Annotated in this window: 17 protein-coding genes; 13 read left to right on the forward strand and 4 right to left on the reverse strand. The window is 40.7% G+C overall.

The window, feature by feature from the left end; all coding sequences use genetic code 11:
* Nucleotides 1-152 precede the first annotated feature (152 nt).
* Nucleotides 153-572, forward strand: a complete 420-nt coding sequence (locus ACZ5WS_RS06495) for a VOC family protein (protein ID WP_138608683.1) — start codon at nucleotides 153-155, stop codon at nucleotides 570-572.
* A 52-nt stretch (nucleotides 573-624) separates the two neighbouring features.
* Here ACZ5WS_RS06495 and ACZ5WS_RS06500 read toward each other — a convergent pair whose 3' ends face one another.
* Nucleotides 625-2,190: a sensor domain-containing diguanylate cyclase gene (locus ACZ5WS_RS06500; RefSeq protein WP_464711228.1), complete on the reverse strand. Its 1,566-nt coding sequence runs from the start codon at nucleotides 2,188-2,190 to the stop codon at nucleotides 625-627.
* 157 nt (nucleotides 2,191-2,347) lie between these two features.
* Nucleotides 2,348-3,226 carry an AraC family transcriptional regulator gene (locus tag ACZ5WS_RS06505; protein WP_198523643.1) on the reverse strand — a complete coding sequence of 293 codons (879 nt, stop codon included), beginning with the start codon at nucleotides 3,224-3,226 and terminating at the stop codon, nucleotides 2,348-2,350.
* 185 nt (nucleotides 3,227-3,411) lie between these two features.
* Between ACZ5WS_RS06505 and ACZ5WS_RS06510 the strand changes: the two genes are divergently transcribed.
* The 5 genes from ACZ5WS_RS06510 to ACZ5WS_RS06530 all read left to right on the forward strand — a co-directional run bounded on the left by ACZ5WS_RS06510 (nucleotide 3,412) and on the right by ACZ5WS_RS06530 (nucleotide 10,847).
* A complete protein-coding gene (locus ACZ5WS_RS06510; RefSeq protein WP_464711230.1) occupies nucleotides 3,412-4,557 on the forward strand; it encodes an iron-containing alcohol dehydrogenase in 1,146 nt (381 codons plus the stop codon).
* A 177-nt stretch (nucleotides 4,558-4,734) separates the two neighbouring features.
* The gene (locus ACZ5WS_RS06515; protein WP_464711232.1) at nucleotides 4,735-5,049 is read left to right on the forward strand and encodes a hypothetical protein; all 315 of its coding nucleotides are present in this window, start codon (nucleotides 4,735-4,737) and stop codon (nucleotides 5,047-5,049) included.
* A gap of 172 nt (nucleotides 5,050-5,221) precedes the next feature.
* A complete protein-coding gene (locus ACZ5WS_RS06520; RefSeq protein ID WP_464711234.1) occupies nucleotides 5,222-6,475 on the forward strand; it encodes a TolC family protein in 1,254 nt (417 codons plus the stop codon).
* Nucleotides 6,472-7,701 (forward strand): efflux RND transporter periplasmic adaptor subunit, encoded by a 1,230-nt coding sequence (locus tag ACZ5WS_RS06525; RefSeq protein ID WP_464711236.1) that lies wholly within the window; start codon nucleotides 6,472-6,474, stop codon nucleotides 7,699-7,701. Before ACZ5WS_RS06520 ends, ACZ5WS_RS06525 begins: the two co-directional genes overlap by 4 nt.
* Nucleotides 7,702-7,709: 8 nt before the next feature.
* Complete coding sequence (locus tag ACZ5WS_RS06530; RefSeq protein WP_464711238.1) at nucleotides 7,710-10,847, forward strand: efflux RND transporter permease subunit; 3,138 nt, start codon at nucleotides 7,710-7,712, stop codon at nucleotides 10,845-10,847.
* Between the two features lie 339 nt (nucleotides 10,848-11,186).
* Here ACZ5WS_RS06530 and ACZ5WS_RS06535 read toward each other — a convergent pair whose 3' ends face one another.
* Nucleotides 11,187-12,419: a TMEM143 family protein gene (locus ACZ5WS_RS06535; RefSeq protein ID WP_464711240.1), complete on the reverse strand. Its 1,233-nt coding sequence runs from the start codon at nucleotides 12,417-12,419 to the stop codon at nucleotides 11,187-11,189.
* A gap of 145 nt (nucleotides 12,420-12,564) precedes the next feature.
* Between ACZ5WS_RS06535 and ACZ5WS_RS06540 the strand changes: the two genes are divergently transcribed.
* The 3 genes from ACZ5WS_RS06540 to ACZ5WS_RS06550 all read left to right on the forward strand — a co-directional run bounded on the left by ACZ5WS_RS06540 (nucleotide 12,565) and on the right by ACZ5WS_RS06550 (nucleotide 16,793).
* Nucleotides 12,565-13,149 (forward strand): YqaA family protein, encoded by a 585-nt coding sequence (locus ACZ5WS_RS06540; RefSeq protein WP_138609193.1) that lies wholly within the window; start codon nucleotides 12,565-12,567, stop codon nucleotides 13,147-13,149.
* A 64-nt stretch (nucleotides 13,150-13,213) separates the two neighbouring features.
* A complete protein-coding gene (locus ACZ5WS_RS06545; RefSeq protein WP_464711484.1) occupies nucleotides 13,214-14,113 on the forward strand; it encodes a GGDEF domain-containing protein in 900 nt (299 codons plus the stop codon).
* 76 nt (nucleotides 14,114-14,189) lie between these two features.
* Nucleotides 14,190-16,793, forward strand: a complete 2,604-nt coding sequence (locus ACZ5WS_RS06550; protein WP_464711242.1) for a DUF2339 domain-containing protein — start codon at nucleotides 14,190-14,192, stop codon at nucleotides 16,791-16,793.
* A 42-nt stretch (nucleotides 16,794-16,835) separates the two neighbouring features.
* Here ACZ5WS_RS06550 and ACZ5WS_RS06555 read toward each other — a convergent pair whose 3' ends face one another.
* Nucleotides 16,836-20,276: a hybrid sensor histidine kinase/response regulator gene (locus tag ACZ5WS_RS06555; protein ID WP_464711244.1), complete on the reverse strand. Its 3,441-nt coding sequence runs from the start codon at nucleotides 20,274-20,276 to the stop codon at nucleotides 16,836-16,838.
* Nucleotides 20,277-20,735: 459 nt separating this feature from the next.
* On the opposite strand from ACZ5WS_RS06555, the gene ACZ5WS_RS06560 reads away from it, so the two are divergent.
* The 4 genes from ACZ5WS_RS06560 (at nucleotide 20,736) to ACZ5WS_RS06575 (ending at nucleotide 25,342) form a co-directional block, all read left to right on the forward strand.
* Nucleotides 20,736-20,999: a DUF4212 domain-containing protein gene (locus tag ACZ5WS_RS06560; protein WP_008464847.1), complete on the forward strand. Its 264-nt coding sequence runs from the start codon at nucleotides 20,736-20,738 to the stop codon at nucleotides 20,997-20,999.
* 10 nt (nucleotides 21,000-21,009) lie between these two features.
* Nucleotides 21,010-22,734, forward strand: coding sequence for a sodium:solute symporter family protein (locus ACZ5WS_RS06565; protein ID WP_178956518.1), 1,725 nt, complete (start codon nucleotides 21,010-21,012; stop codon nucleotides 22,732-22,734).
* 140 nt (nucleotides 22,735-22,874) lie between these two features.
* A complete protein-coding gene (locus ACZ5WS_RS06570) occupies nucleotides 22,875-24,713 on the forward strand; it encodes a DUF294 nucleotidyltransferase-like domain-containing protein (RefSeq protein ID WP_178956517.1) in 1,839 nt (612 codons plus the stop codon).
* 5 nt (nucleotides 24,714-24,718) lie between these two features.
* Nucleotides 24,719-25,342 carry a 3'-5' exonuclease gene (locus ACZ5WS_RS06575; protein ID WP_138609187.1) on the forward strand — a complete coding sequence of 208 codons (624 nt, stop codon included), beginning with the start codon at nucleotides 24,719-24,721 and terminating at the stop codon, nucleotides 25,340-25,342.
* Nucleotides 25,343-25,352: the final 10 nt, after the last annotated feature.

Below are 25,352 nucleotides of genomic sequence, written 5' to 3' on the forward strand. Positions count from 1 at the left end.
ATCGATACACCATTGTTAAAAGATGAATTATTGTTGAAAATTATCGATATGCAATGAATGACTAAAAATAACAGTGTTGATGTTCTATAAATTGCAAATTATGTATAATGCGGCATATTTCATATATTAAAAGTTATAACCTAAGGTAATTTATGTCTAACTGTTTACATCTGGCTATCCCCGCTGGCGATCTTGAAAAAGCGAAAACGTTTTACTGTGACGTACTCGGCTGTAAAACCGGCAATAGTGAAGCAGGACGATGGGTAGACATTGATTTTTGGGGCAACGAGTTAACTCTGCATCAAAGCGTTGAGCGTTTACCTACGGTACGTCACGACGTTGATATGGGCGCAGTGGCTGTACCACACTTCGGTATTCATTTATCAGAAAGTGAGTTTCAAGGACTTAAGCAACGCATTGCTGATGCCGGCCTTGAATATTTAGATAAACCTTACCGTCGTTTTGTTGGTGATGAGTTTGAGCAAGAAACCTTTTTTATTGAAGATCCCAACGGTAACGTGCTTGAAATGAAAACCATGGTTAATCCCGAGGTACTGTTTAAAAAGGATTAGGCTAGCTATTATAGCTGAGCTAGTCTTACTGACTAGCTCATGTTTTTTGCCTTTAAATTGCGGTTCCTACCATTTTTTCAGCCTGCTTTGCCTTTCTTTGCAATTTCTGTTTATACATCGCTTCATCACCCGCTTTTAAAACTGTGTCTAAGTTATCAGGTGGCTGAGTATAGCTAGTTTGCCCAACGCTGGCGTAAATGGAAATGGTATGGCCCTGATGCTCTATAGTTAACTGGTTTAATTGTTGTTCTAGGGTGTTAACTCGCTGGTTAATTTTTTCGTTGCTATTAAATAATGCCATGGCTACAAATTCATCGCCTCCTAAGCGGCCAACAGCATCTTCACTGCGCATGTGTTGACCAAGTGACTCTGCAACTTTGCACAGTACTTTGTCGCCTACATCATGGCCATAGGTATCATTAATTGCTTTAAAACGGTCTAGATCTATGTATAAAAAACACAAAACGCCTCCACGTTGCTTATGCTCTGCCAATAAGTCGTTTGCTTTTAAGCTCCACCCACGACGATTGTATATATGGCACAAGTGATCAAAGTTAGCGTGTCGTTCAGCCTGTTTTTTTGCATAACTCAATCTTTGAATTCGTCTACCGACGGCAATAGCTAGTAATAAAGATTCAATTGTAAACGCAATAACAAACCCATAGCGTTGAATGAACGGACTATAATCGGTTAGTAGTACTCTAAAAGTCATACTAATAAACATACTTGCCAGTGCTATAAATACCAAGTTTGCTTCATTGACACCGTACTTTGTTTGTATCGCGCTGAGGATAAAAATAGTCATGACAATAAATAATGATAAATAGCCGGTTACTGCAGAGGTAATATTGGTTATGAGTGGCAGATCGAGCGCTATTTTTTGTAAGCACAAAGTCAGTACGCATAAGGCGGTAACTTTTAATGTATTGCTTAACTTTGGAAAGTATCTAGGTAGCTCTAATAGTGCACTCATAAACCATGTGGCACTGACTATAGTTAAACCAATACTTAACGTGTAAAGATGACTTACGTACACAGAGTAGTACTGCTGTGTAAATAAATAAGGCTGTCCTTCTTGAAAGAATATAAAACTAGCGATACAAAAAATATAAATGCCATACAGTTTAAAAAGAGGGTCTTTTATGCCGTGTCCTATAATTAATGCATAAAAAATAAGTGTGGCGCAAAGACCATAAAAAATGCCAAAAATAAGGTTATAGCGTTGTATTTTTTCGACAAACGGTTGTGTATCTGACCACTTAAAGCGTGGGGTATAAGCTGCTGAGGTAGTAACTGTAAGCTGTGCAGTAAAAACGCCTTGGTCCATTAAAATTGCCATCTGATTGGTTTTTAAAGGTGTTTTATATACTGAATTTTGCTGCCACGAAAAGTCTGTAAGTGCAGGGCGAGTAAAAGAAAATACCCCACCTTGGTTTAAGTTACAGCTTAATTCGAGATGATTGATACCGTTTTTAAGCTTAATATTTGAGACAACTTCTTTGGATAAAGACACCGATGTGTTTGTTGCTCTTTCATTGAGCTGGCAATGCTCTTGCGCATAAGTAACGCTACTAAACAGCATAGTACAAGCGCATATAAAAATGCTAAATCTAATCATCAGTGCGCTTAACATGCTCAAAAACCTCTTGTCTTTATCGTAAAATTCATTGCTACTAAAAGGATGAATACTCTAAACCATACTAACAAAGCAGGTAGGCTTTACTAGTAATTAAGTATTTAAATAATGACTTAGTGCAAAAATGGGTTACTTTTAATCACACATGTATTTCACTGGGGGTTTTATTGAAGTGTCGTTTAAACTCACGGCTAAATTGTGACGCACTAGTATAGCCTACTTTAAATGCGGCCTCGTTAGCTTTACTGCCAGAGGTGATTATTAATTCTTTTGCTTTTGCTAAGCGTACTTTTTTTAAATACTGCAAAGGGGATTCAAACGTAACTTGTTTAAACGCACGATGAAAAGATGACACACTCATATTAACTTCTTCAGCTAAGTGCTCTACGGTAATAGGGTTTGCGTAATCGCTGTGTAATGTTGATAAAGTACGCGCTATGCGCGCGTAATGGCCATCATGCATTGCAAGCCCAATTAAGGTATGCCCTTGAGGGCCACATAGTACTCTATATACTAATTCTTTAACTATATCGCCACCAAATATCTCAGCCTCAAGCGGATTGTTTAATGCTGTTAACAGTCGATGAGTGACTTGCTCCATGGCCATATCTAAAGCGGCACTTTGGACGGCACCGCTTTGTGTCAACGGTGTTGAAATAGGATTATGTTGCATCATTTGGTTAACCAGTTTGTGCAGCATGGCTGGGTTTATATCAATTGCTATACCCATTACTGGTAAATCGTTATCAGTAAACGCTTCACATTCTAGTGGTACGGGCACTCCCAGTACTAAATAATCGCCTGCACCATATTGTATTTGATGCTCAGGGAAGTGAATAATTTTATGTCCTTGGCCAACAATAATAATACCTGAATTATAAATAAGCGGCTGACGCGCTGAGCTTTTGGTGGCGCGATGAAAGTACACCCCTGGAATAATTGTTTCCATGGTACCTTCAAAGCTGAGCAACTTATTATGCTCTGCATATTGTTGTAACAAAGTAGCGATGGTTGTCATAAGAGCGGCTTAAATTATCAGTATTTGGCGTAAAATAACAACACTGATAGTTTTAGGCAAGCTTTTGGTAGATATTAGGCTTTTTATATATGTTCTATGCCACTATTATGCATCCATCAACACTTTATTTATTTAAGAATTGATAAGGTGCTTAGTAATTAACCGTCCCCTTTAGGAGCAAAATAATGAAATTTAGCTACGTAAATCCCACTTTAATTCAATTTGGTCAGCAACAAATTGCCGCACTTACTGATTTGATCGCAAAAGATCAAAAGGTATTAGTTGTTTACGGTGGCGGTTCTATTAAAAAGAACGGCGTGTACGACCAAGTTGCAGCAGCACTTGAAGGTTTTGATTGGGTAGAGTTTTCGGGCGTAGGTGCCAACCCAACAATTGAAGTGCTAGACCAAGCAGTAAAAATTTGTAAAGAACAAGGTATCGACTTCGTTTTAGGTGTAGGCGGCGGCTCTGTAATTGACGGCGTTAAATACATTGCAGCATCAGCTGTATATGATGGCGAAGGTTGGGATATTCCTACTGGTAAGCATACAATTACCAGAGCATTACCAATTGGTGCCGTATTAACGCTACCAGCTACAGGTTCTGAATCTAACCAAAACTCGGTGGTAAGCAAAGAAGCAACGAAGCAAAAACTACCGTTTGCATCTCCAGAAGTATTACCAAAATTTGCCATTATGGACCCTGATGTAATGAAAACATTACCGCAGCGCCAGCTTGTAAATGGTTTAGTGGATGCATGGGTACATACGTGTGAGCAGTACCTAACATTCCCAGAAGGTGCACTTGTTCAAGAAGGCTACGCAGAAGCACTGTTAAAAGCGCTTAAAACATTGGGTGATAACTTTGAAAACCAAGACGATGCATGGCGTGCAAACCTTATGTGGGCTGCAAACCAAGCACTTAACGGCTTAATTGGTTCTGGCGTATCACAAGATTGGGCAACTCACATGATTGGCCATGAGCTTACAGCTGCTTACGGCGTTGATCATGCACGTTCACTGGCTATTGTTCAGCCTTCTTTACTGCGAAATCAATTTGCAGTTAAAAAAGCAAAACTAGAACAAATGGGTAAAAACGTATTTGGTCTTGCACAAACAGACGATTTAGCAGAGCAAACAATTCAAGCGATTGAAGCGTTTTACCACAGCCTTGACGTAGCAACTGAGCTTACTGAGCATGGCGATGATAAAGCGGCTGCTATTGATAATATTATTGGCAAGCTTGAAGCTCATGGCATGGTTGCCCTTGGTGAAAACCAAGCTATTACGTTAAAAGAAAGCCGTGAAATTTTAGAGCAAGCGGTTGCTTAATAACGGTTAATATTGCCCCCTAACATTTGTTAGCGGCTTTTTGCAGCAAAATAAGATTGAATGAAATAAAATTTTATTTTGCTGCATTACTTTTTTAGGTATTTTCAGGTACAGTACTGAATTAGATAAGTAATGAGCTTAACTAATCGTGTATTTCAATAGGGAATTCGTTTAACTGTGCGTTCAAATCGTTTTTTAATTGTAATGTTACTTGTGCTTGTGCATAGCTTTATAAGCTGTGATGGCGCCGCGTACCATTTACAAGAAGACGTTGACCACATAAATAGCTCATTTTCGCAAAGTAGCGAAACTGCTGATGATAACGACAGCGCCCCAACAGCAGAAATACATGCCCACCAGCATTGCCACAGTGGCTATAGCCCCAGCTCAAATCACTCAATAACTCCCGAGAAAAGTAAACCAACTTTAGCGACATGCTATCACGGCTTACATTATCCACCAGACGTACCGCCACCGAATTTATTTAGCTAGTTTTTAATTTAATTTCAATTGATTGTTGTGCTTTTAGCTGCCTACGCGTAAGCGTTTAATGGGCTGTTATAGGCATTTTTAGATTGCTGAGCATTTTACACTGTCGCTATTTTTTGCGTAGGTTGTAAATGGTTTGCAAGTGAACTCTGTTGATTAAAAGCGGACAAGCTATATGAATAAAAAACCAATTATGCTGGTGGCGATGCTGTGCGCGCTGCCTGCTTTTAGTGCGTTTGCAAATGTTAAAACGTTAACCCTAAAACACGCGTTGATAAATACCGAGCAACAAAATCCGTTATTAAAACGCTACCCTTATCATCAAAAAATACTTAGCGCGCTTAAATCTCAAGCGGCACTTTCGCCTAATCCTGTCTTAAATGTAGAGGCTGAAAACCTGCTAGGAACAAACGAGGCGCGTGGTGTGCAAGGTGCTGAAATAACCTTGGCATTTAGCCAGCTTATAGAGCTTGGAGATAAACGCCAAAGCCGCATAAATTACGCTACGGCAAACATTAAAGCCCAAGCAATACAGTATCAAAATACTCGCTTAGCCTTATTAGCAACCACAGGTGAGCGCTATTACGAGGCGCTTAAATTTCAAACTTTACTTTCTCTAAATAGCGAGCGGCATCAGGTTGTAAGCCAAGCACTTAAAGCAATAAAGCAGCGAGCTGATGCCGGCGCTGTATCGCAAGCAGATGTAACCCGTATGCGTTATGCACTAAGCCAAGTTGAGCTTGATAAAACGAAGCTAAATAGCGAATTTGAGCGAGCACGTTTATCGCTCAATGAACTGTGGAGTGAGCAACATGGCTACACGGATTTAGCAGGAAATATGACTACCCTAATACCGCTTAAATCTGAGCAAACGTTACTCAATGCGGTTAACCAAGCCCCTGACTTTGCTATGTTACAGCAGCAATACTTTCAGCAAGCGGCTAACTTAACGCTGCAAAAAGCCAATGGGGAAAGTGACATTAATGTAGGTGCAGGCGTGAGCTACAACCAGCAAAACAATACCAGTTCGTTGCTGTTTTCGTTTTCAATGCCGTTGCAATTGAGTAACTCAAATAGCGGTAATATTGAAGCGGCTAATAGTCAGTTGGCATTGTTACGTGAGCAGCAAGGACAGTTACGGGTTCAATTACGTCAGCAAGTTCGTACTTTGTACGCCTATTACCAAGGTAAGACATTACAGGTACAGTTGTTATCTGGGCAAGTTATTCCCCAAGCCCAAACACTCATTGAGCAAAGCTTAAAAAGCTATCAACGCGGACAAATTTCGGTGTTGCAATTACTCGATGCTCAACAAGCCCTTTTTGACTCTAAACGCGCGTTGATTAACACATATGCAGCGTTATATCAGACCCACCTCGCACTTGAGCGTTTAACTGGCCAATCTTTAACTGAGACTTTTCAATCATGAACAACACTTTTATCGCATTATTAGTATTTCTCTCGTTTGTAGCTAGCTTAACAAGCACACATGTATTTGCCTCAGCAGAACATGACCAAACAGAGCAAACCCAAAAACAAGGTCCACACGGCGGCTTTTTATTAACCAACGAAAAGCTCACTCTTGAGTTAAAGCTGCAAGAATTGGCAGGTAAAGTTGAGCTGCGCGTATATGGTTATGAGCAAAAACAGCCGGTAGATATAAACAATTTAAGTATAGATATGAACTTAAAGCGACTAGTAGAAGCACCGCAAAGAATACAGTTTACCCGTGAGAATGAGTACCTTGTTAGCATGCAACCTATAAATGAGCCACATTCGTTTGAGCTTTTCATTACTGCCAATTATAAAGGTGAGCGGGTTAGCTTTGAGTACTCTCAGTACGAAGGCCGCACTGTGCTTAGCGAGCGAGCAATTAAAGGTGCGGGTATTAAAACGGAGATAGCACAAAGCGGCGAGGTTGATATTTTCGACACGCTGTTTGGTGTTATTGCACCGACACAGCATGGCACAGTAGAAATTATGGCGCCATATATCGGGTTGATCAGCGATATTTTTGTCAGCATTGGTCAAACCGTTCAAAAAGGCGATGTATTGGCCAGCGTCACCAATCGTGAAACTTTGCAAAACTACAGTATTAAAAGCCCTATTAGCGGTGTGGTAACCGAACAATATTTAAAGCGTGGCGAACTGGCAAGTACTCGTGCGCTAATGCAAGTCGTGAACCTTGATAAAGTATGGGTTGAGCTCTCAGCCTTTCCTGAAAACATCGAAAATCTAGCCATTGGTCAAAGCGCTATCGTTTACGATTTACATCATCATTTAAATGCCCAAGGTAAGGTGTTTTTTATAGCACCTATGATGACTGGCGGGCACATTGCACGTGCCCGTATTGAGCTTAATAACCCAGATGGTCATTGGCGTCCAGGTATGCATGTTAATAGTGATGTCAGTATCGATAAAGTTAATGCCCGCGTGCGTGTAAAGCCTGAGGCTATTCAAGAGTTTAACGGTATGGCGAGTGTGTTTGTGCGTAAAAATAGTGTATTTGAAGTACGCCCTGTTACTTTAGGCGCAAAAAGTAGCGATTGGGTTGAAGTCATCGCGGGTTTAAGCCCAGGAAGCGAGTACGTCACAACCAATAGCTATGTGATCAAAGCCGATATTTTAAAAAGCGGCGCAAGTCACGCTCACTAGGAGGTACCATGATTAACTGGATTGTTTCTTTTGCGGTTAAACGCCGGATGATGGTACTGGCACTGATATTTTTATTTGCTGGGTTTGGTGTGTATAACATCCAAAACTTAGCGGTAGATGCTGTACCCGATATTACCAATGTACAGGTGCAAATTAATTCTAAAGCGCCTGGTTTTACGCCGCTTGAAGTAGAGCAGCGTATTACTTACTTAGTCGAAACGGCGATGGCAGGTATTCCTAAGCTTGACTATACCCGTTCGCTTTCTCGCTATGGGCTTTCTCAAGTAACCATTATTTTTGATGAAGGCACCGATATTTATTGGGCGCGTCAACAAATTGGAGAGCGTATTCAAAGTATTCGCGCTGATTTACCTAATAATGTTGAGCCAAATCTTGGACCTATTGCCAGTGGTTTAGGTGAAATATTTACCTATAGCGTTCATGCAAAACCCGATGCGTTAAAAAGTGATGGTATGCCTTACAGCGCCGAAGATTTACGTACTTTACAAGACTGGGTTATTCGTCCGCAGCTTTTAAAAGTAAAAGGCGTAACCGAAATAAACAGCCAAGGTGGCTTTGAGCGCCAGTACCAAGTTGCACCCATACCAGAAAAGCTTATTGCTTATAAGCTGACAATCAAGGATGTTATTAGTGCACTTGAGCTTAATAACAGCAACCGCGGCGCCGGTTATATAGAGCGCTTTGACGGCCAATATTTAGTGCGCTCCCCTGGGCAACTAAAAACATTAGCAGATATAGCAAACACCGTTATCGCCAAGCGTGATGATGCTCCCGTGCGAATTAAAGACGTGGCAAATGTATACTTAGGAAAAGAGCTCAGAACTGGCGCGGCTACCTATAATGGCGAGGAAACCGTATTAGGCACGGCGATGATGCTAATTGGTGAAAATAGCCGTGTGGTTGCTAAAGCCATGGCTGATAAGCTTATACAAGTACAAAAAAGTTTACCTGCAGGGGTTATCGTTGAGCCTGTTTATGACCGCACCAATCTGGTTGATAAAACCATCGCCACAGTACAAAAAAACCTGTTTGAAGGGGCTGTATTGGTCATCGTCATTTTATTGTTATTGCTTGGGAATATCACTGGTGCGCTTATTACTGCCATGGTTATTCCGCTGAGTATGCTATTTGCTATTACAGGCATGGTGAGCAATCGAGTCTCGGGTAACTTAATGAGCTTAGGTGCAATCGATTTTGGATTAATTGTTGATGGCGCGGTGATTGTGGTTGAAAACTGCCTTCGTCAATTAGGGATGGCTCAACATAAACATGGCCGCTTACTTACACTCAGTGAGCGTTTAGAGGTTGTAACTTCAGCCACCAAAGAAGTGTTTAGCCCCGCAGTATTTGGTATTTTAATTATTATGTTGGTGTATTTACCGCTATTTGCGCTCAGTGGTGTTGAGGGCAAAATGTTTCAGCCTATGGCGTTTACCGTGGTTGCCGCGTTAATAGGTGCACTTATTTTTGCTGTCACCTTTGTGCCAGCGGCTATTGCCGTATCTGTGCGTGGTAAAGTAGATGAAAGCGAAAACGCAGTAATGCGTGGCGTTAAAAAAATCTACAAGCCACTGCTTAACTTATCGCTTAAATTACCGTGGCTGATGGTGAGTATTGCCACTGTTTTGGTATTAGTGCTTGGCTTTAAAGTTAAAAATATGGGCGCCGAATTCTTACCGCAGCTAGATGAAGGTGACATTGCAATGCATGCGTTGCGTATTACTGGCACCGGTATTGAACAATCGGTGCAAATGCAAAAGCAGTTGGAGCAGGCTTTATTAGAGCAGCCTGAAATTGCGAACGTATTTTCAAAGATTGGCACAGCAGATGTCGCCAGCGATCCTATGCCACCTAACGTTGCCGACACTTTTTTAATGTTAAAGCCGCGTGAGCAATGGCCTGATCCGTCAATAAGTAAAGACGCGTTAGTGCAGCAAATTCGTCATCGTGTGAATGAGGTACCGGGTAATAACTATGAATTTACTCAGCCTATAGAAATGCGCTTTAACGAGTTAATTGCCGGTGTGCGTGCCGATGTAGCACTGCGTATTTACGGTGACGATTTAGCCATACTTAAGCAGTTTGGCGAAAAAGCCACCGGTTTAATGCGAAATATTACCGGTGCTACCGATGTTCGTTTAGAGCAAATGGAGGGCTTGCCTACACTCTCTGTTACCCCAATGCGAGACCATATGGCGCTATTAGGATTAACCGTAAACGACATTCAACAAACCCTTGCCGCTGCTGTTGGTGGGGTGCAAACAGGGCTAATTTATGAGGGTGATAAGCGCTTTTCGTTATTGGTGCGCTTAGATAAGCGTTGGTCTGAAGATGTCTCTGCACTCGCGCGTTTACCTATTGCGTTACCTCAAAGTAGTAACCCTGAACTTGCATTTGTACCGCTTGGAGAAGTGGCTACAATCAGTATTGAAAAAGGCCCTAATCAAATAAATCGCGAAAGCGGCAAGCGCAATGTGGTAGTAACAGCTAATGTAACAGGACGCGATTTAGCCAGCTTTGTAAGAGATGCCCAAGCGACTATGAATGCACAACTTAACCTACCCAGCGGTTATTGGCTTGAATACGGCGGTACGTTTGAGCAATTACAATCGGCGAGTAAGCGTTTGTCGTTGGTAGTGCCTGTTACTTTATTGCTTATTTTTGGCTTACTTTATAGTGCTTTTGGATCGCTGCGTGATTCACTCATTATATTCAGTGGCGTACCACTGGCACTAACTGGTGGGGTATTGGCATTATTGCTACGAGATATGCCGCTTTCTATTTCAGCGGGTGTGGGGTTTATTGCGCTAAGTGGTGTTGCGGTATTAAACGGTGTAGTGATGTTGTCGTTTATTAAGCAGTTACGAAATGAGGGATTAAGCTTATACCATGCAATACATAGCGGGGCATTGCAGCGATTACGCCCAGTGCTAATGACCGCGCTTGTGGCAAGTTTAGGCTTTATACCTATGGCGCTAAATACCGGTACCGGCGCTGAAATACAACGGCCTTTGGCAACCGTGGTGGTAGGTGGAATTATGTCATCCACTTTGCTCACGTTGCTAATTTTACCAGCGCTTTATAAATTAGTGCATGCAAAATTTAAAAAGCAGCAAACAGCTTAGGGTCTGTTGAACTTTGCGGATTGAAATTTGTTCAAACTAGGGGCTGTTTAATCGCGGCGCGAGGTTTGTAACCTAGTGGGCTAAGTAAAAACCGAGCAACAAAGAGTAAATCGCCCCTAGGCAGAACCCTTAGGGCAGCGCCTGTTTGGCATTGATGCTACGTTATCGCCTATTTATGGGGAATAACCACACCACATAGGCTCCGCCTTGCCTAAATACCCAACAAACTGCTGCAAATTCAACCTTGAAAGATCAACAGACCCTAGCTAATTACCAATTAGGTAATAACATAAAAAGCAGCTGAATTGTCAGCTGCTTTTTTGTTAAGTAAAGAGTTGCTTAGTTATATTGAAATAGGTTATCCCAGCGCTCATCTAATGTGGCTTTTGCGTGCTCTAGATTTATCGCGTTATATAGGGTGTTTGTGCAAGTTACTAAATGCATGCGTTTAAGCTTTTCAAGCGCATCGCTAATTTCAAAATCTAGCTCGCATTTATACTTTGTTTTAAACCACGTCTCTATTTGCTCATCAAGCATTTGTGCGCTTAAGCCACTTTCTGATTTTAGTAAAAATGTATAGGCAAGCAGAGCTTCTTTTATGTCTTCTTCTTCGGCGGCGTCTATAAGGGTATGAAAAACACCGGCGTTGTTATCAAGGTTTTTAAAGTAAAGATTATCGCTCAGTGCTTTCATAAATTTAATTTTACGGTTTTTAAATTTACTCCACTCTTTAAACACAAAACTGCCAAATACTCCAATACCAATGGCTAACGTAATAAAGTGCTGCTGAGTCATGGTAACGGCTTTATCACTAAACCCTCCCCAAAATGTAAACAAAGCAAACAGTAAAAGTAATGAGGCGCCCAGTTTGGTAACTAATACTACCGCACCGCCAATAAGTGCCGATGAGCCAATAATCACTTTATCAATAGGGCGCATGCGTACTTCGCTATTAGGAAATAGCATTTCTAAGTCAGCTTTTGGCACATTTTGAAATAGTTTTACTATGGTTGAGCTGGGCTCAAACCCCATAGGTAGTTTATTTTTTGATTCAAAATAGGCTTTGTCTTTAAAACGGATAAATACTGCTACGCGATCGTAGTTGGTAAAATGCAGTGGCTTTTTACGTAACCCCCAAAAACTGGTTATGGTTTCGGTGAGTTGCGACTCGCCACGGCGATAAAAAACCACTTCTTCAAAATCCTCAAACTCTACCTCAAGGCGCACTTTAAATAGTGATTCTTCGTTTAGTGCATCTTGCAAGTCTTGATGGGTGATCACTTCAAAATTAGCCGCGTTTAGAACTTTGGCAAAATCTTTAGCAAAATCACGTTGGCACTGCGCTTTTTGTTCATCAGTCACGCTGTTTATTAAACGAGTATCGCTATTTGGATCAAAAGGCGCGTAATTATTTTTTAATGACTCAAGTGTGCCATGGTAATGAAAGTGAATTAAGCTGGCTAAAAGTTCACAAAGCTGCTTAAAAGAAGTTTGTTGGTCTTTGGTAAGCTCTTTGGCGCACATTGTAATGATGTCGTGTTTTCTAAAGGGAATGTAGCGAGCAGTTTGCATATTGTGAAAATTTTAAAAGTATAATGGTATATAAAGATAATAAAGCAGTCTTATAATGATTACTATGTTGACTGTATTTCTTCAGGTAGCATTAACCTTATTATGAGATGATTTAGTCACTTACCTAATTGCTAACAGGACGTTTATGGCTATACAAAAAAAGCTCAAGCAAAAAACACGTCAGTTTATTGAGTCTAAAAATATGTTGGGTGGGATTACTATCGCCTCATTTTTAGAATCCACCATAGTGCCCATTCCACTCGAGGCGGTGCTGGTACCACTTATGCAAGCACGACGAGAAAAGCTCTGGCAAATTGCCCTTATGGCAACACTAGGCTGTATTGTAGGTGCGCTATTTGGCTATGCTTTAGGCTATTACTTATTTGATATAATTGGCGATTGGGTTATCAATACATTCTCAAGCCCTGAGCAGTTTGAAAACGTAAAACAAAAAATGCAGGCACAAGGATTTTGGTTTGTATTAAGCCTAGGCATCGTGCCTATTCCGTTTCAAATTGCGATGCTAGCCGCTGGCGCAACTAAGTATTCTCTGGCGCTGTTTTTATTAGCAAGCGCTATTGCTCGCTCTATACGTTATTTTGGTTTGGCAATAGTGGTGTATTATGCGGGCAATCAAGCTGAACGTATTATCAGTAAGCACAAAACTAAGACTATGATTGGATTAACTATTTTAATTGCTATTGGCTGGATAATTAGTACACAAATATAAATAAAGCAGTTTAAGTTTATGGTATAGTTTTTAGCAACAATAATAAGTTTAAATACAGCCTATGATGAATCCGGAAAAAGTGAGCCTTAAGCTCAGCCGCTTTGTAAAAATTACCAGATTAAACAAACTGTTAATTTTAGCTATGCTGGCATTTATTATTGGCTTTTCAATTTTTTCGTTAATGCGCTTTCCTTTATTGGATTTCAAACAAAATCTTTACGGCTTTACCACTGACTTTATTAACTTAGTGGTTATTTTTACAATTTTCTTTATGGTGCAATGCTCACAATTAGCTAAAAAAGCCTATTTGTATGTCAGTATCGGTTTAATGTTATGGATTGTAGCATCTACTGCCGATGTGCTTGATGAAGTAATACATCAGCCTCTTTGGATAAGTAATTACGTAGAGGATTTATGTCGCACATTGGGTATGTTAATTACCGTTTATGGTTTATTTAAAACCATGCACTTTATGCAGCGAATGCACACTCGGTTGGCGCAAGAATTTATCATAGATGATTTAACTAAAGTGTATAACCGACGCTGTTTTTATCAGCATGTGAAGGAGATTGTTAATAATCCTTACACTGTTTTAATCATAGATCTTGATCATTTCAAACGTATTAATGACGATTTTGGCCATGATGTGGGCGATCAGGTGCTTAAACAGTTCGCAGATAAAGTGAACTACCTCTTTAAAAATGAAAATATTTTTGCTCGCATAGGCGGTGAGGAATTCGCCGCTTACCTACCTAGTTATGAGCTTGATGAAGTGCTTAACTTTGCGCAGACTATTCTAGAAACTGCTCGTACTATTACAGTACAAAATCAGCGTTCTTTAACGGTTAGTATCGGTATTGCGCACCGTAGCAGCGATCAGAGCTTTGAAAATGTAATGAAACGTGCAGATCAGGCACTATACCGAGCTAAAAAAGCAGGCCGTGATCGCCTTGAGGTTGCTTAAACATAGTAATTTTATAAAATAGATTTCGCTTGTGCTATTTTTGGGGACTTCTGTTGCGAGATAAAAAAGGGACTGTATGGATGAGTTAATCGGATTAGCAATTATTGTATCTATTGCGATTGTTGCAGGGGCTATTTGTGGATTAGTGGCCTTAGTGCAATTGAACACCTTTAAAAAAGAGGTTGCAGTATTAAAACTAAAACTATTACAGTTTGAGTCAAATCAAAATGTAGCAAAAAATGAAAAATCCTCCGCTGACCCTCAAGTAGATAACGCAATACCTCTAAACCGCTCAGATATTCCTGCTGCTGTTAATAAACCAGCGAGCATTAAACCTCCACCACCTCGTAAAACGATAACTAAAAAACCATCGAGTATTGAACTGCTTTTTAAACAATTACGTGCAGGCTTTGAACAAAACTGGATGACCTGGATTGGTGCTATTGCTTTGGCTTTAGGTGGCGTGTTTTTAGCAAAATACAGTTTAGAGGCGGGGCTACTTTCACCTGCAATGAGGCTCAGTGCCGGTGGATTATTTGGCATTGGCTTAATCGCAGCAGCGTATTATTTACATTATAAACGTATCGTTTTTGAAGGCTTTAATAATTACATTCCTGCAGCCCTTGCCAGTGGCGGCTTTATGACTTGTTTTGCCTTAATGTTTTTGGCCTATAACAGCTTTAGCATGCTAAGTGCTGAGTGGGCATTTATTGGCTTAGCAGTTATTGCTGTGTGTGCTAGTGCAATGGCAATAAAGCTAGGCCCTTTACTTGCTGTAATAGGCATTATAGGCGCATACAGTGTCCCTGTTTGGGTAAATACGGGCAGTGGGCAGTTATTTTCTTTACTTATTTATGTTGCCCTTGTGAGTGTTGCCGCAGCAGTTGTAGCACATAAAGTAAAGCGTGTTTGGCTGTGGTATTTACTATGGGTAGGGCATATTGGCTGGTATTTGGTTGGGCTAACTTTATTTACCTATAACACAGTGTGGTTAATAGGCGCTTATGCGTTACTAAGTATTTTAGGCTTAATCGCTATTGCACGTTTAGGCTTGGGCTTTAATACCCTTGAAGTACGCCCACACAGCTTTAAACGGTTAGTTAACTTATTTCCAGATCACGGATTATTAACAGCCTTTATTGCTCCTTTAATGATTGCCATGCTGGTGAGTCTGTTTAATTTTCAGTGGCAAATTATGGCGTTGTTAAGCATCGCTTTGTTACTATTTTTAGTGCTAAAAAATAGCCGTTGGGATGCATGGCAGGCTGTCTCTTTATTAATTGCACTGTTATTAGTGGTCAGTGCTAAACAAACTTATGCCTTTAATGACGCGTTATTCATTTTTAAAAACGAATACGGGCTAGGCTTATTACTTGCTCTGGGGCTAAGTGGCTATGGACTCTATTTTGGTAATAAATACCCAAAACGATTAGCTTTTCATTTGCTTGCTTCATTAAGCATGTTTGCATTAGTTGGCACTTTGTATGCGATGATCCCAAACACGGCTTTAGCAACCGCTTACCCACTTTGGGCGGTGTTGCTATGTTTAATGAGTGCGGTGTTAATTAAATTTACGCAAAATAATACAACCTTATGGCAGCGCTTTAGTTATTGGGTGGGGGCAAACGCCAATATTACCTTAGCAATTACGATGTTACTGAGTGATAGTGGCCTTACCATTGCTCTGGCTGTTCAAGTATTACTGCTGAGCTTACTGATAAAAAAATACAATGTGGCTATGCCACACTGGCCAATAAAAGCCCTGGTGGCAGCATTACTTTTACGCCTTACCTTATCGCCGTGGACGCCTAGTTATGATGAGCTAAGCATATTTGGTTTGCATTGGAGCTTAGTTGTTTACCCGCTGTGTATTGGGTTATTTTTTGCAGCGGCTAAATGTTTTAATACTTCAAAACTAAAAATATGGCTTGAAGGAGCTGCACTGCATTGTTTAGCGTTATTTGTGACAACCGAAACCAGTTATCAACTGGTAGGGCACTACCCTCAGCTGTTTTCTTTAAGTTTTTATGAGCAAGTTTTGCTCAGTTGTAACTTGCTTGCTTTAGGCTGCGTTTATTTATATCGCGCGCAAAGTGCAGGGCAGCTGGGCAAGCTATATCGCACTGCAGGTTTTATTTTATCAGCGTTAGCTGGCTTGTTGTTAATCAATACAACGTTGGATGATAATCCGTTATTAATGCGTCTTTATGTTGGTGAAACACCAATATTTAACTGGATACTTTTAATTTGGTTGGTCCCGAGCCTGCTGGCGTTATGGTTAGCGAGTTTAGTTAAATCGTTAAATGCTAAATTGAGTCAAATTACACTCGGTGTGTCTGGTTTATTAGCGGTATTAGCTATCAACACCTTGATCCGTCAATATTGGCAAGGCGGCTTCATCTACCTTGATAAAGCAACCAGCGACGCCGAGCTATATAGCTATTCGGTTATTTGGTTATTACTCGGCGCGCTGGTAGTGATAGCCGGGCATTTAAAACAGCAACGGTTACTGCAAAATGTTGGTTTAGGTATTCTTGGCGCTGTAATTGTTAAGGTGTTTTTAATAGATATGGCAAATTTAACGGGACTTCTAAAAGCATTGTCCTTCATTGGTTTAGGGTTGTCGCTGGTAGGGCTTAGTTGGTTATTCCAAAAACTCAGAGAGCGCATTCATAGTTAAGTTCAAGCCCAGTACTTACTGGGCTTAAGCTCTTATTAATCGTTAAGTGCTGTGGTTCAGCAGTGCTTTAAGCTTACCAGGTTTTACTGGTTTACTCAGATAATGAATATTTTCGGCTTTGGTGATTTGTTTTAGCTCAGTGTCTCGCACTGCGGTAATTAATATAGCCGGAATATCGCTTTGCCAAATCTCGCGTAGCGCTTTAATTAAAGTAATGCCATCCCAATCATTACCTAACTGATAGTCCATTAAAATAACATCAGGTGCGCCCTGTTCTTTTGCATAAGTTAACACCGCGTCCACTTTATCGAATAGGGTGTAATTTGCCTGCCAGCGCTTTAATAGGCTAGCCATGGCTGCAAGGTTTTCAGGGTCGTCGTCAACGGCAATAATATTTATCGCGGCGCGGTTGTCGACTATATTTTGACTGGATTGTTTTTGCTGTACTAATTGCGCATCACCATAAGGCACTTCAATGCTAAATCGGCTGCCTTTATTAGGTAATGAAACCACATCAATCGGCAGGCTCAATAAATCAGCCATACGTTTAACCACCCCTAAACCTAAGCCAACGCCTTTATTGTCGCTAGCTTCAATTCGGTAAAAGTCGTTAAATATTTTTGCTTGTTCAATGTCGCTAATACCAGGGCCGGTATCCCATACTTCAATCCGTAAACTGTGCTTTCTGTTTCTACAGGCAATTAATACACGGCCATTTTCCGTGTATTTAATCGCATTTGACAGTAAGTTTTGTAGTATTCGGCGTAAGTAAGTAATGTCGCTGTGTACTATTTGTTTATTTGAACGTACTTTAAATGAGAGTCCTTTATCGCTCGATAAAATCGCATATTCGCTTTTAAGGGGATCTAAAATATCATCAATGTAAAAGTGACGAGGATTTGGGGTCATTGCCCCTTGCTCTAGCTTGGCAATTTCTAATAAAGCCGACATTAAATGCACGGTGGAATCGAGGCTATCACCTAGCTTATTAAAGTTATTTTTATTGGTGCTATCTAATTGAGTTTCATCAATGGCGGCGAGATATAATCGTGCCGCATTGAGCGGTTGTAATATATCATGGCTGGCCAGTGCTAAAAAGCGAGTTTTACTATCATTCGCTTGCTCAGCTTCACGTTTAGCTAAAGTAAGTGCTTGCTCTGTTTGTACGCGACTATCGATTTGTGCTTGCAGGCTACTATTAATGGTTTGCACTTCTTGGGTGCGCGCTTCAATGCGGTTTTCTAAGTCCATATTAATTTCTTCGAGCGCATTTTGCGTACTAATATGATTAGTAATATCAGAAAAACTCGTTACAAACCCCCCATCAGGTAGTGGGTTGCCTATCATTTCGTAAACTTGGCCATTTCGACGATGACGAATAAAGTGATGTGAGCTGCCATTTTTTAAATGCTGAACCCGCTTATCAACATGGCGCTCGATTTCACCGGGGCCGCATTCACCGCGCTCTGCGTTATACCGTATTATTTCTTCAATGGGCTGGCCAACTTGTAAAAAACCCTCAGGGTAGTTAAACATTTCGCTGTAGCGCTTATTCCAAGCAACGAGGTTGAGATCTTTATCTACCACAGAGAGTCCGTGGCTTAAGTTTTCTAGTGAGGTAAATAGTAAGTTCTGATTAAACTGCAGTGCTTGTGTGGTTTCATCAAAAAAGTTTACCACTTCTTCAAACGCCATTCGTTTCCCAGATGATACTGTATGAATAAGTGCTTGCGCAGAGGAAGCACCTAATACTCCAGTCAGTGCGCGTTCGCAGTAGGCAATAAAGTCAGCGCGAGGGTGTGCATTGTTGTCGTTTAAATCATGATGGAGTGCGTAATGCGATAAAATTTGTTGGCTACGCTGAATGCCTAAGAAGGTCTGCAGTAAAATTTTAAAGTCATATACCGTGGCTTTTACGTTTTTATTTAAGCGACGAGATAAAATGGCCTGATCTTTAGGATTAACAAATGCCGCAGCTTGAATTTTATCGATTAAGCGCTCTTCAGCTCCTAGCGAAAAGCTAATGTAACAGCCAATATTAGCAAACAACGCGATTAAGGTGCCTCTAGTTATAAGCGTTTGTTGCAGCTCACTGTCTAGTGGGTTAGGAGCTTCTAAAATAGGCAACATTAAAAATAGCACCCAACAAATGACCCCTGCGAGTAGCCCAGCATAAACACCATAAGCATGACCTTTTCGCCAATATAAACCACCCACAATAGCAGGCAATAATTGTGACACTAATGAGAAAGCCACTAACCCCATACTGGCTAGCGCACTGCCACTACCAAACCATTGCTGATAGAAGTAGGCTAAAATAAGTACCCCAGCAATGGTAAAACGCCGTACTAATAAAATGCGGGATTTGTAGCTGGTGGTGATTAAATTACGTTTAAATTTACGACGCAACATTAAGGGGAGCACCACGTCGTTGGAGATCATGGTGCTTAGCGTAAGCGTTGCAACAACAATCATGGCTGTGGCAGCAGAAAGCCCACCTATAAACACAAAGGTGGTTAAAAAAGCGTTATCGTGCAGCATAGGCAGTGCCAGTACAAAGCTGTCAGGTGATAAACTGCGACCAATTTCTGGATGAATAGCAGCGGTGGCTATGGGTAAAATCATTGCTGCGGTCAATAACAAGTACAATGGAAAAGCCCAGCGAGCAGTAAATAAATGGCGCTTATCTTGGTTATCAACCACGGTGACATGAAATTGCCGTGGCAAACAAATTATAGCAGCTGCCGCCATTAGTGACTGACCTATAAAGTTAAAGCTAAAAAAGTCGAACTGTGCCCAATGCAGCCAAATTGACTCGGCAACTTGGCTAGAACCCTTTGTGGGTAAATTAAATAAGCTATATATTGCAAGCCCTGCTACAGCAGCCAGAGCAAACAGCTTTATTAGCGACTCAAACGCCACAGCAAGCATTAAGCCTGAGCGGTACTCGGTTACATCAACTTTGCGCGTGCCAAAAAATATAGCAAATAGTGCCATCATTAAAGTGGCTGATAACGCCAAAATATCTCCAGATATTTGATTACTACTTTGCAAAAGTAAAAAACTAGAACTAAGCGCTTTTAATTGTAATGCAATGTAAGGAATAGTGGCTAATAAGGCAATAATGGTCACCATAATAGCGGTGGTTTGGCGTTTGCCGTAACGCGCTGAAATAAAGTCGGCAATAGTGGTGATATTTTGTTTTTTACTCACCAATACCAGTTTACGTAAAAAGCCTTGGCCGAAAAAAAACAGTAAGGCGGGTCCTAATAAAATAGGCAAAAAGCTCCAACTACTAGTTGCAGCGGTGCCTACCGAGCCATAGTAAGTCCACGAAGTACAATAAATTCCCAATGCAAATGAATACACAAATGGGTGATGACTAATACGCTTGGCAAGTGGGGTGGTCTTATCACCCCAATTTGCCAGCCAAAACAGCACGCCTATGTAGCCAAAGGCAACAATGAGTAGTACAGCTGTCATGTTTATTTAACCTCGTAGAGTGTTTTTATAATTTGTCATAACTATACCCAAACTATTTCAAGATGCGAGCGCCAGTTGGAGTTTGAAGTAGTTTGCTTATTAACAATACCTAGCTGCAAATAAAGTAGGGGGTATACATTTTGTTTATGTTATCTATAAATAAAATAAAACTATGATATTTAAGGGTTAATTTGTTTTTGTCTATTTAGTTAGACTAATGTCTTATTCCCACGGTTTGTTTTAATTTGGCTAAAAGTTTGAGCAATAAAAATCTATTAAGCTACTGAAATTTAAGTGGTTCATGAGTTGTTTATTAATTGATCATGCGCAGTTTACGGAAACGTTAATATGTTGTTACGACTATTGTCGCAATTCAATATTTGAATTGCATTGCTAAATTGGTTAACGAATATAAAAAACCACCCATCACAATCGTGATGTTTAAAGGGGAAAATAAAAATGGCTTTTAAAAATGAAGAACAAGCAAAAGCTTATTGGGCAGAAAACATTTCATTACTGTTTAAATTATTAGCAGTATGGTTTGTGGTCTCTTTTGGCTTTGGCATATTACTGGTTGATGTACTTAATGAAGTACGTTTTTTTGGGTTTAAACTTGGCTTCTGGTTCGCCCAGCAAGGCGCGATTTATACCTTTGTGGCTTTGATTTTTGTGTACGTTTTCAAAATGAATACGTTAGATAAAAAATATGGCGTAGACGAATAGGAGCTAGTCAATGGATGTTCAAATACTCACATTTATAATTGTCGGTTTAAGCTTTGCGCTTTATATCGGTATTGCAATTTGGGCTCGAGCTGGGTCCACAAATGAATTCTACGTTGCTGGTGGTGGTGTACCTCCACTAGCCAATGGTATGGCAACTGCTGCGGATTGGATGAGTGCTGCGTCATTCATTTCAATGGCGGGTATTATCTCGTTTGCGGGTTACGACGGAAGTGTTTACTTAATGGGGTGGACCGGTGGTTATGTACTACTGGCTATGTGTTTAGCGCCTTACTTACGTAAATTCGGCAAGTTTACCGTGCCAGACTTTATCGGTGACCGTTACTACTCACGTACTGCGCGTTTAGTGGCTATTTTATGTGCCATCTTTATTTGTTTTACTTACATTGCGGGTCAAATGCGTGGTGTTGGTGTAGTGTTCTCTCGCTTCTTAGAAGTTGAAATTGAAACCGGTGTTTATATCGGTATGATCATTGTTTTCTTCTATGCCGTACTTGGTGGCATGAAAGGTATTACTTACACGCAAGTTGCGCAGTATTGTGTACTGGTATTTGCTTATTTAGTACCGGCTATTTTTATCTCTATGATGGCAACAGGTCACTTTTTTCCACAAACAGGCTTTGGTGCCACGCTAAGTGATGGCTCAGGTATGTATGTACTTGATAAGCTCGATGGTTTAAGTACCGAGCTTGGATTTGGCCAATACACTGAAGGCTCAAAGAGCATGATTGACGTATTTGCAATTACAGGTGCTCTTATGGTGGGTACTGCTGGTTTACCACACGTAATTGTTCGCTTTTTCACTGTACCTCGCGTTAAAGACACACGTATTTCAGCAGCATGGACACTGGTGTTTATTGCTATTGTTTACACAACAGCACCTGCAGTAGCTTCGTTTGCCCGTGTAAACATGATTGATACAATTAATGGTAAAGACGGAAGTGGTACAGCGTATGCAGAGGCACCAGCTTGGATCAAAAACTGGGAACGCACAGGCTTAATCACCTTTAATGATAAAAATGGTGACGGCAAAATGTTCTACACATCAGGTAAAATCACTGACCCTAATAGCGCAAACGAAGTAAATGTTGACCGCGATATTATGGTACTAGCGAATCCTGAAATAGCCGACTTACCAGCCTGGGTTATTGCACTCGTTGCAGCAGGTGGTATTGCCGCGGCACTATCTACTACAGCGGGCTTACTATTGGTTATTTCAACCTCAGTATCGCACGATTTACTTAAACGGACACTTAAACCGGATATAACCGACAAGCAAGAATTACTTGCAGCGAGGTTGGCAGCGATGATTGCTATTGTAATATCCGCTTACTTTGGGATTAACCCGCCAGGATTTGTGGCCTCGGTTGTTGCCTTTGCCTTCGGCTTAGCGGCGGCGAGCTTCTTCCCTGCAATTATTATGGGTATTTTCTCTAAATCAATGAATAAACATGGTGCAATTGCAGGCATGGTAACGGGTATCACCTTTACTGCTGCATACATCATCTACTTCAAGTTTGTGAGTCCAGAGCTTAATAGCCCAGAAAATTGGTTCTTAGGTATTTCACCTGAAGGGATTGGTTTAGTAGGCATGATCATTAACTTTGCAGTAGCTGCAGGTGTCATGAAAATGACTCAACCGACACCAGTTGAAATTCAAGAAATGGTTGAAGGTATTCGTAATCCTAAAGGGTCTAGTGATGCGCATGCTCACTAATCCATATATCTAATGATATAACGCATCAAAGCCCGACTTAAGTCGGGCTTTTTATTTGTTTAAATAATGACTACATTAAATAATCGCTATATTAAATAACCATATTTCAGGTTAAGTCGCTTTTTTATTGAGGATGATTTATGAGTAGTGAGCAACAGGAAGTCGCGCAGTTTATTAACAAGCAAGCACCATTTTCAATGTTACAGGACAGCGCCTGCAGTTATTTTGTTAACCATCTCGATAGTATTTATTTGACCCGAGAAAACCAAACGCAATGGCTTAACAGTGAACAGCCTAAATTATTTTTAATTCGTTCCGGGTTATACGATTTAGTGGATGCTCAAGGCGATACGGTAACGCGTTTAACTCAAGGTGATTACTTTGGTTATCCCTCGTTACTGACGGGAGATTCAATACAAAACAGTTTAGAAGTACAAAAAGAGGGCATTGTCTATATGCTCGACCAAACGGATTTTGATTACTTACGTCGAGAATATAAAGCATTCGAGCAATACTTTGTTCGTGCTCATGCTAATCGATTGCTGTCATCACATTATAAAAGTAACAACGACAGCTGGTCTGAGCGTAAAATATCAGAGATCATGACTCGCAAAGCGATTACGCTGCCCCCCGATGCCAGCATCCGTCATAGTGCTAAAAAAATGCAAGAGCATGGGATTTCATCAATGATGATCACCGAAAATTCGCATCTTATTGGTGTGGTTACAGATCGTGATTTACGTAACCGAGTGCTTGCCGATGAAGTTGACCCTGCGCAAGCTATCGATAGTATTATGACCAATAAGCCTAAGTTTATATTTGAAAATAACCGCGTATTTTCAGCGCTGCACTTAATGCTTAAGCATAATATTCATCATTTACCTGTGCTTGACGAAAACCATAAACCGCTAGGAATGATCACCAGTACAGACTTACTACGCCAACAAAAAAGCGACCCAGTGCAGCTAATTGGTCGTATTTACAAGGCCCATAATGTGGCTGATTTAAAACGTTACGCGAAAGAAATTCCTGAGTTATTAAAAGGGTTTTCAAATAATATTGATGATATTTCGCTGATCGGAAAGTTACTCAGTGGTTTAACCGATGCGTTGACCTCGCGGCTAATTTTTTTATTTCAACAACACCATGGCGCCGCGCCAACCAGTTTTAGTTTTATTTGTTTTGGCTCTCAAGCGCGCGAAGAGCAAACACTGCATTCAGATCAAGATAATGGCTTGTTATTACCTGATGGTCTAAACGATGAACAGCACGCATATTTTAAACAGATGGGCGAATTTGTTTGTGAAAACTTAGTTGAGTGCGGCATTCGTCGTTGTCCTGGTAACATAATGGCTAGCAGTGATGCATGTCGAATGAGTGTTAGTGATTGGCGGGCGAAGTTTTTAAAGTGGATCACCAGTCCCACACCGCAGGCAATGCTCAACTGTAAAATCTTTTTTGATCTGCGCTTTATTGAAGGCTCAACCACACTCTATAGCCAGTTTTGTGAAGAGTTGACCCATATTTCTCGCAATGATCTTTTTTATGCGGCAATGGCCAGCGATGTTAACGCTAACAGTGCGCCGATTGGTTTATTCAATAACTTTAAAACCGAAAAAACAGAGCAACACCATAAGTACATCGATCTTAAAAAGCGCGGGGTGGTGATCATTAACGATCTAGCGCGACTTTATGCATTAAAAGTAGGCATTCGCCGTGCTAACACCCAAGAGAGGTTGGATGCTTTATTAAAGTATTCACTATTAAGCAAAGAAGATATTTATAATTTAAAAGATTGTTGGCGATTTTTAACTCAGCTTCGGCTGCGCACGCAAATAAACGAAGAAGGGTTACCTAGTAATTGTATTAACCCAGACAAACTCAATTCGTTAGAGCGTCATCAGCTTAAAGAAGCGTTTTACCTAGTAAAACAAGCGCAGCAAGGCGCGGCGTTTAAATTTGCGCGTGGGAGTTTGTAACAATAATGGTTAAGCAGCTTATTACGCGGTACTTAAAGCGTCGCCATTTGCTTGCGCAAAGTGCTTTAAAGCAACGTTATTTAGTGATTGATTTGGAATTAACAGGGCTTGATCCTAAACAACATGAAATTGTCTCGGTTGCTTGGGTACTGATTGATAATCAATGTATCAAGAATAGTCAATCGCAGCATATCGTTAATAAAGAGGTTAAAAGTCTAGAGCAAAGCCCTGTTTTTCACGGCATTAGTACTGACTCGGTGGCACAAGGGCAAAGTCTACAGAGTATTTTAATGTCTTTAAGTGCTCACTTTAGTGACTGCATTTTAGTATTTCATAATGCCATGCTCGACTGGGGCTTTTTAAAGTTAGCAATAAAAAATGCAGGGATCATCCAGCGGCCTAAGCTGATCATCGATACCTTACAAATAGAAAAAAAGCGCTTACTGCAACACGCAAGCGATATCAAATTAGATGATTTAACCTTAAATGAATGCCGTAATCGCTACGATTTACCAAGCTATCATTGCCATCATGCGCTTACCGATGCACAAGCCACTGCTGAGCTGTTATTAGCCCAATGCCATCAAATAGGCGCCGGTAAAGAACTTAAAGTAGGCGATCTAATGTAGGTTGGTTAAG

The organism is Pseudoalteromonas sp. 11L1 (assembly GCF_055397545.1).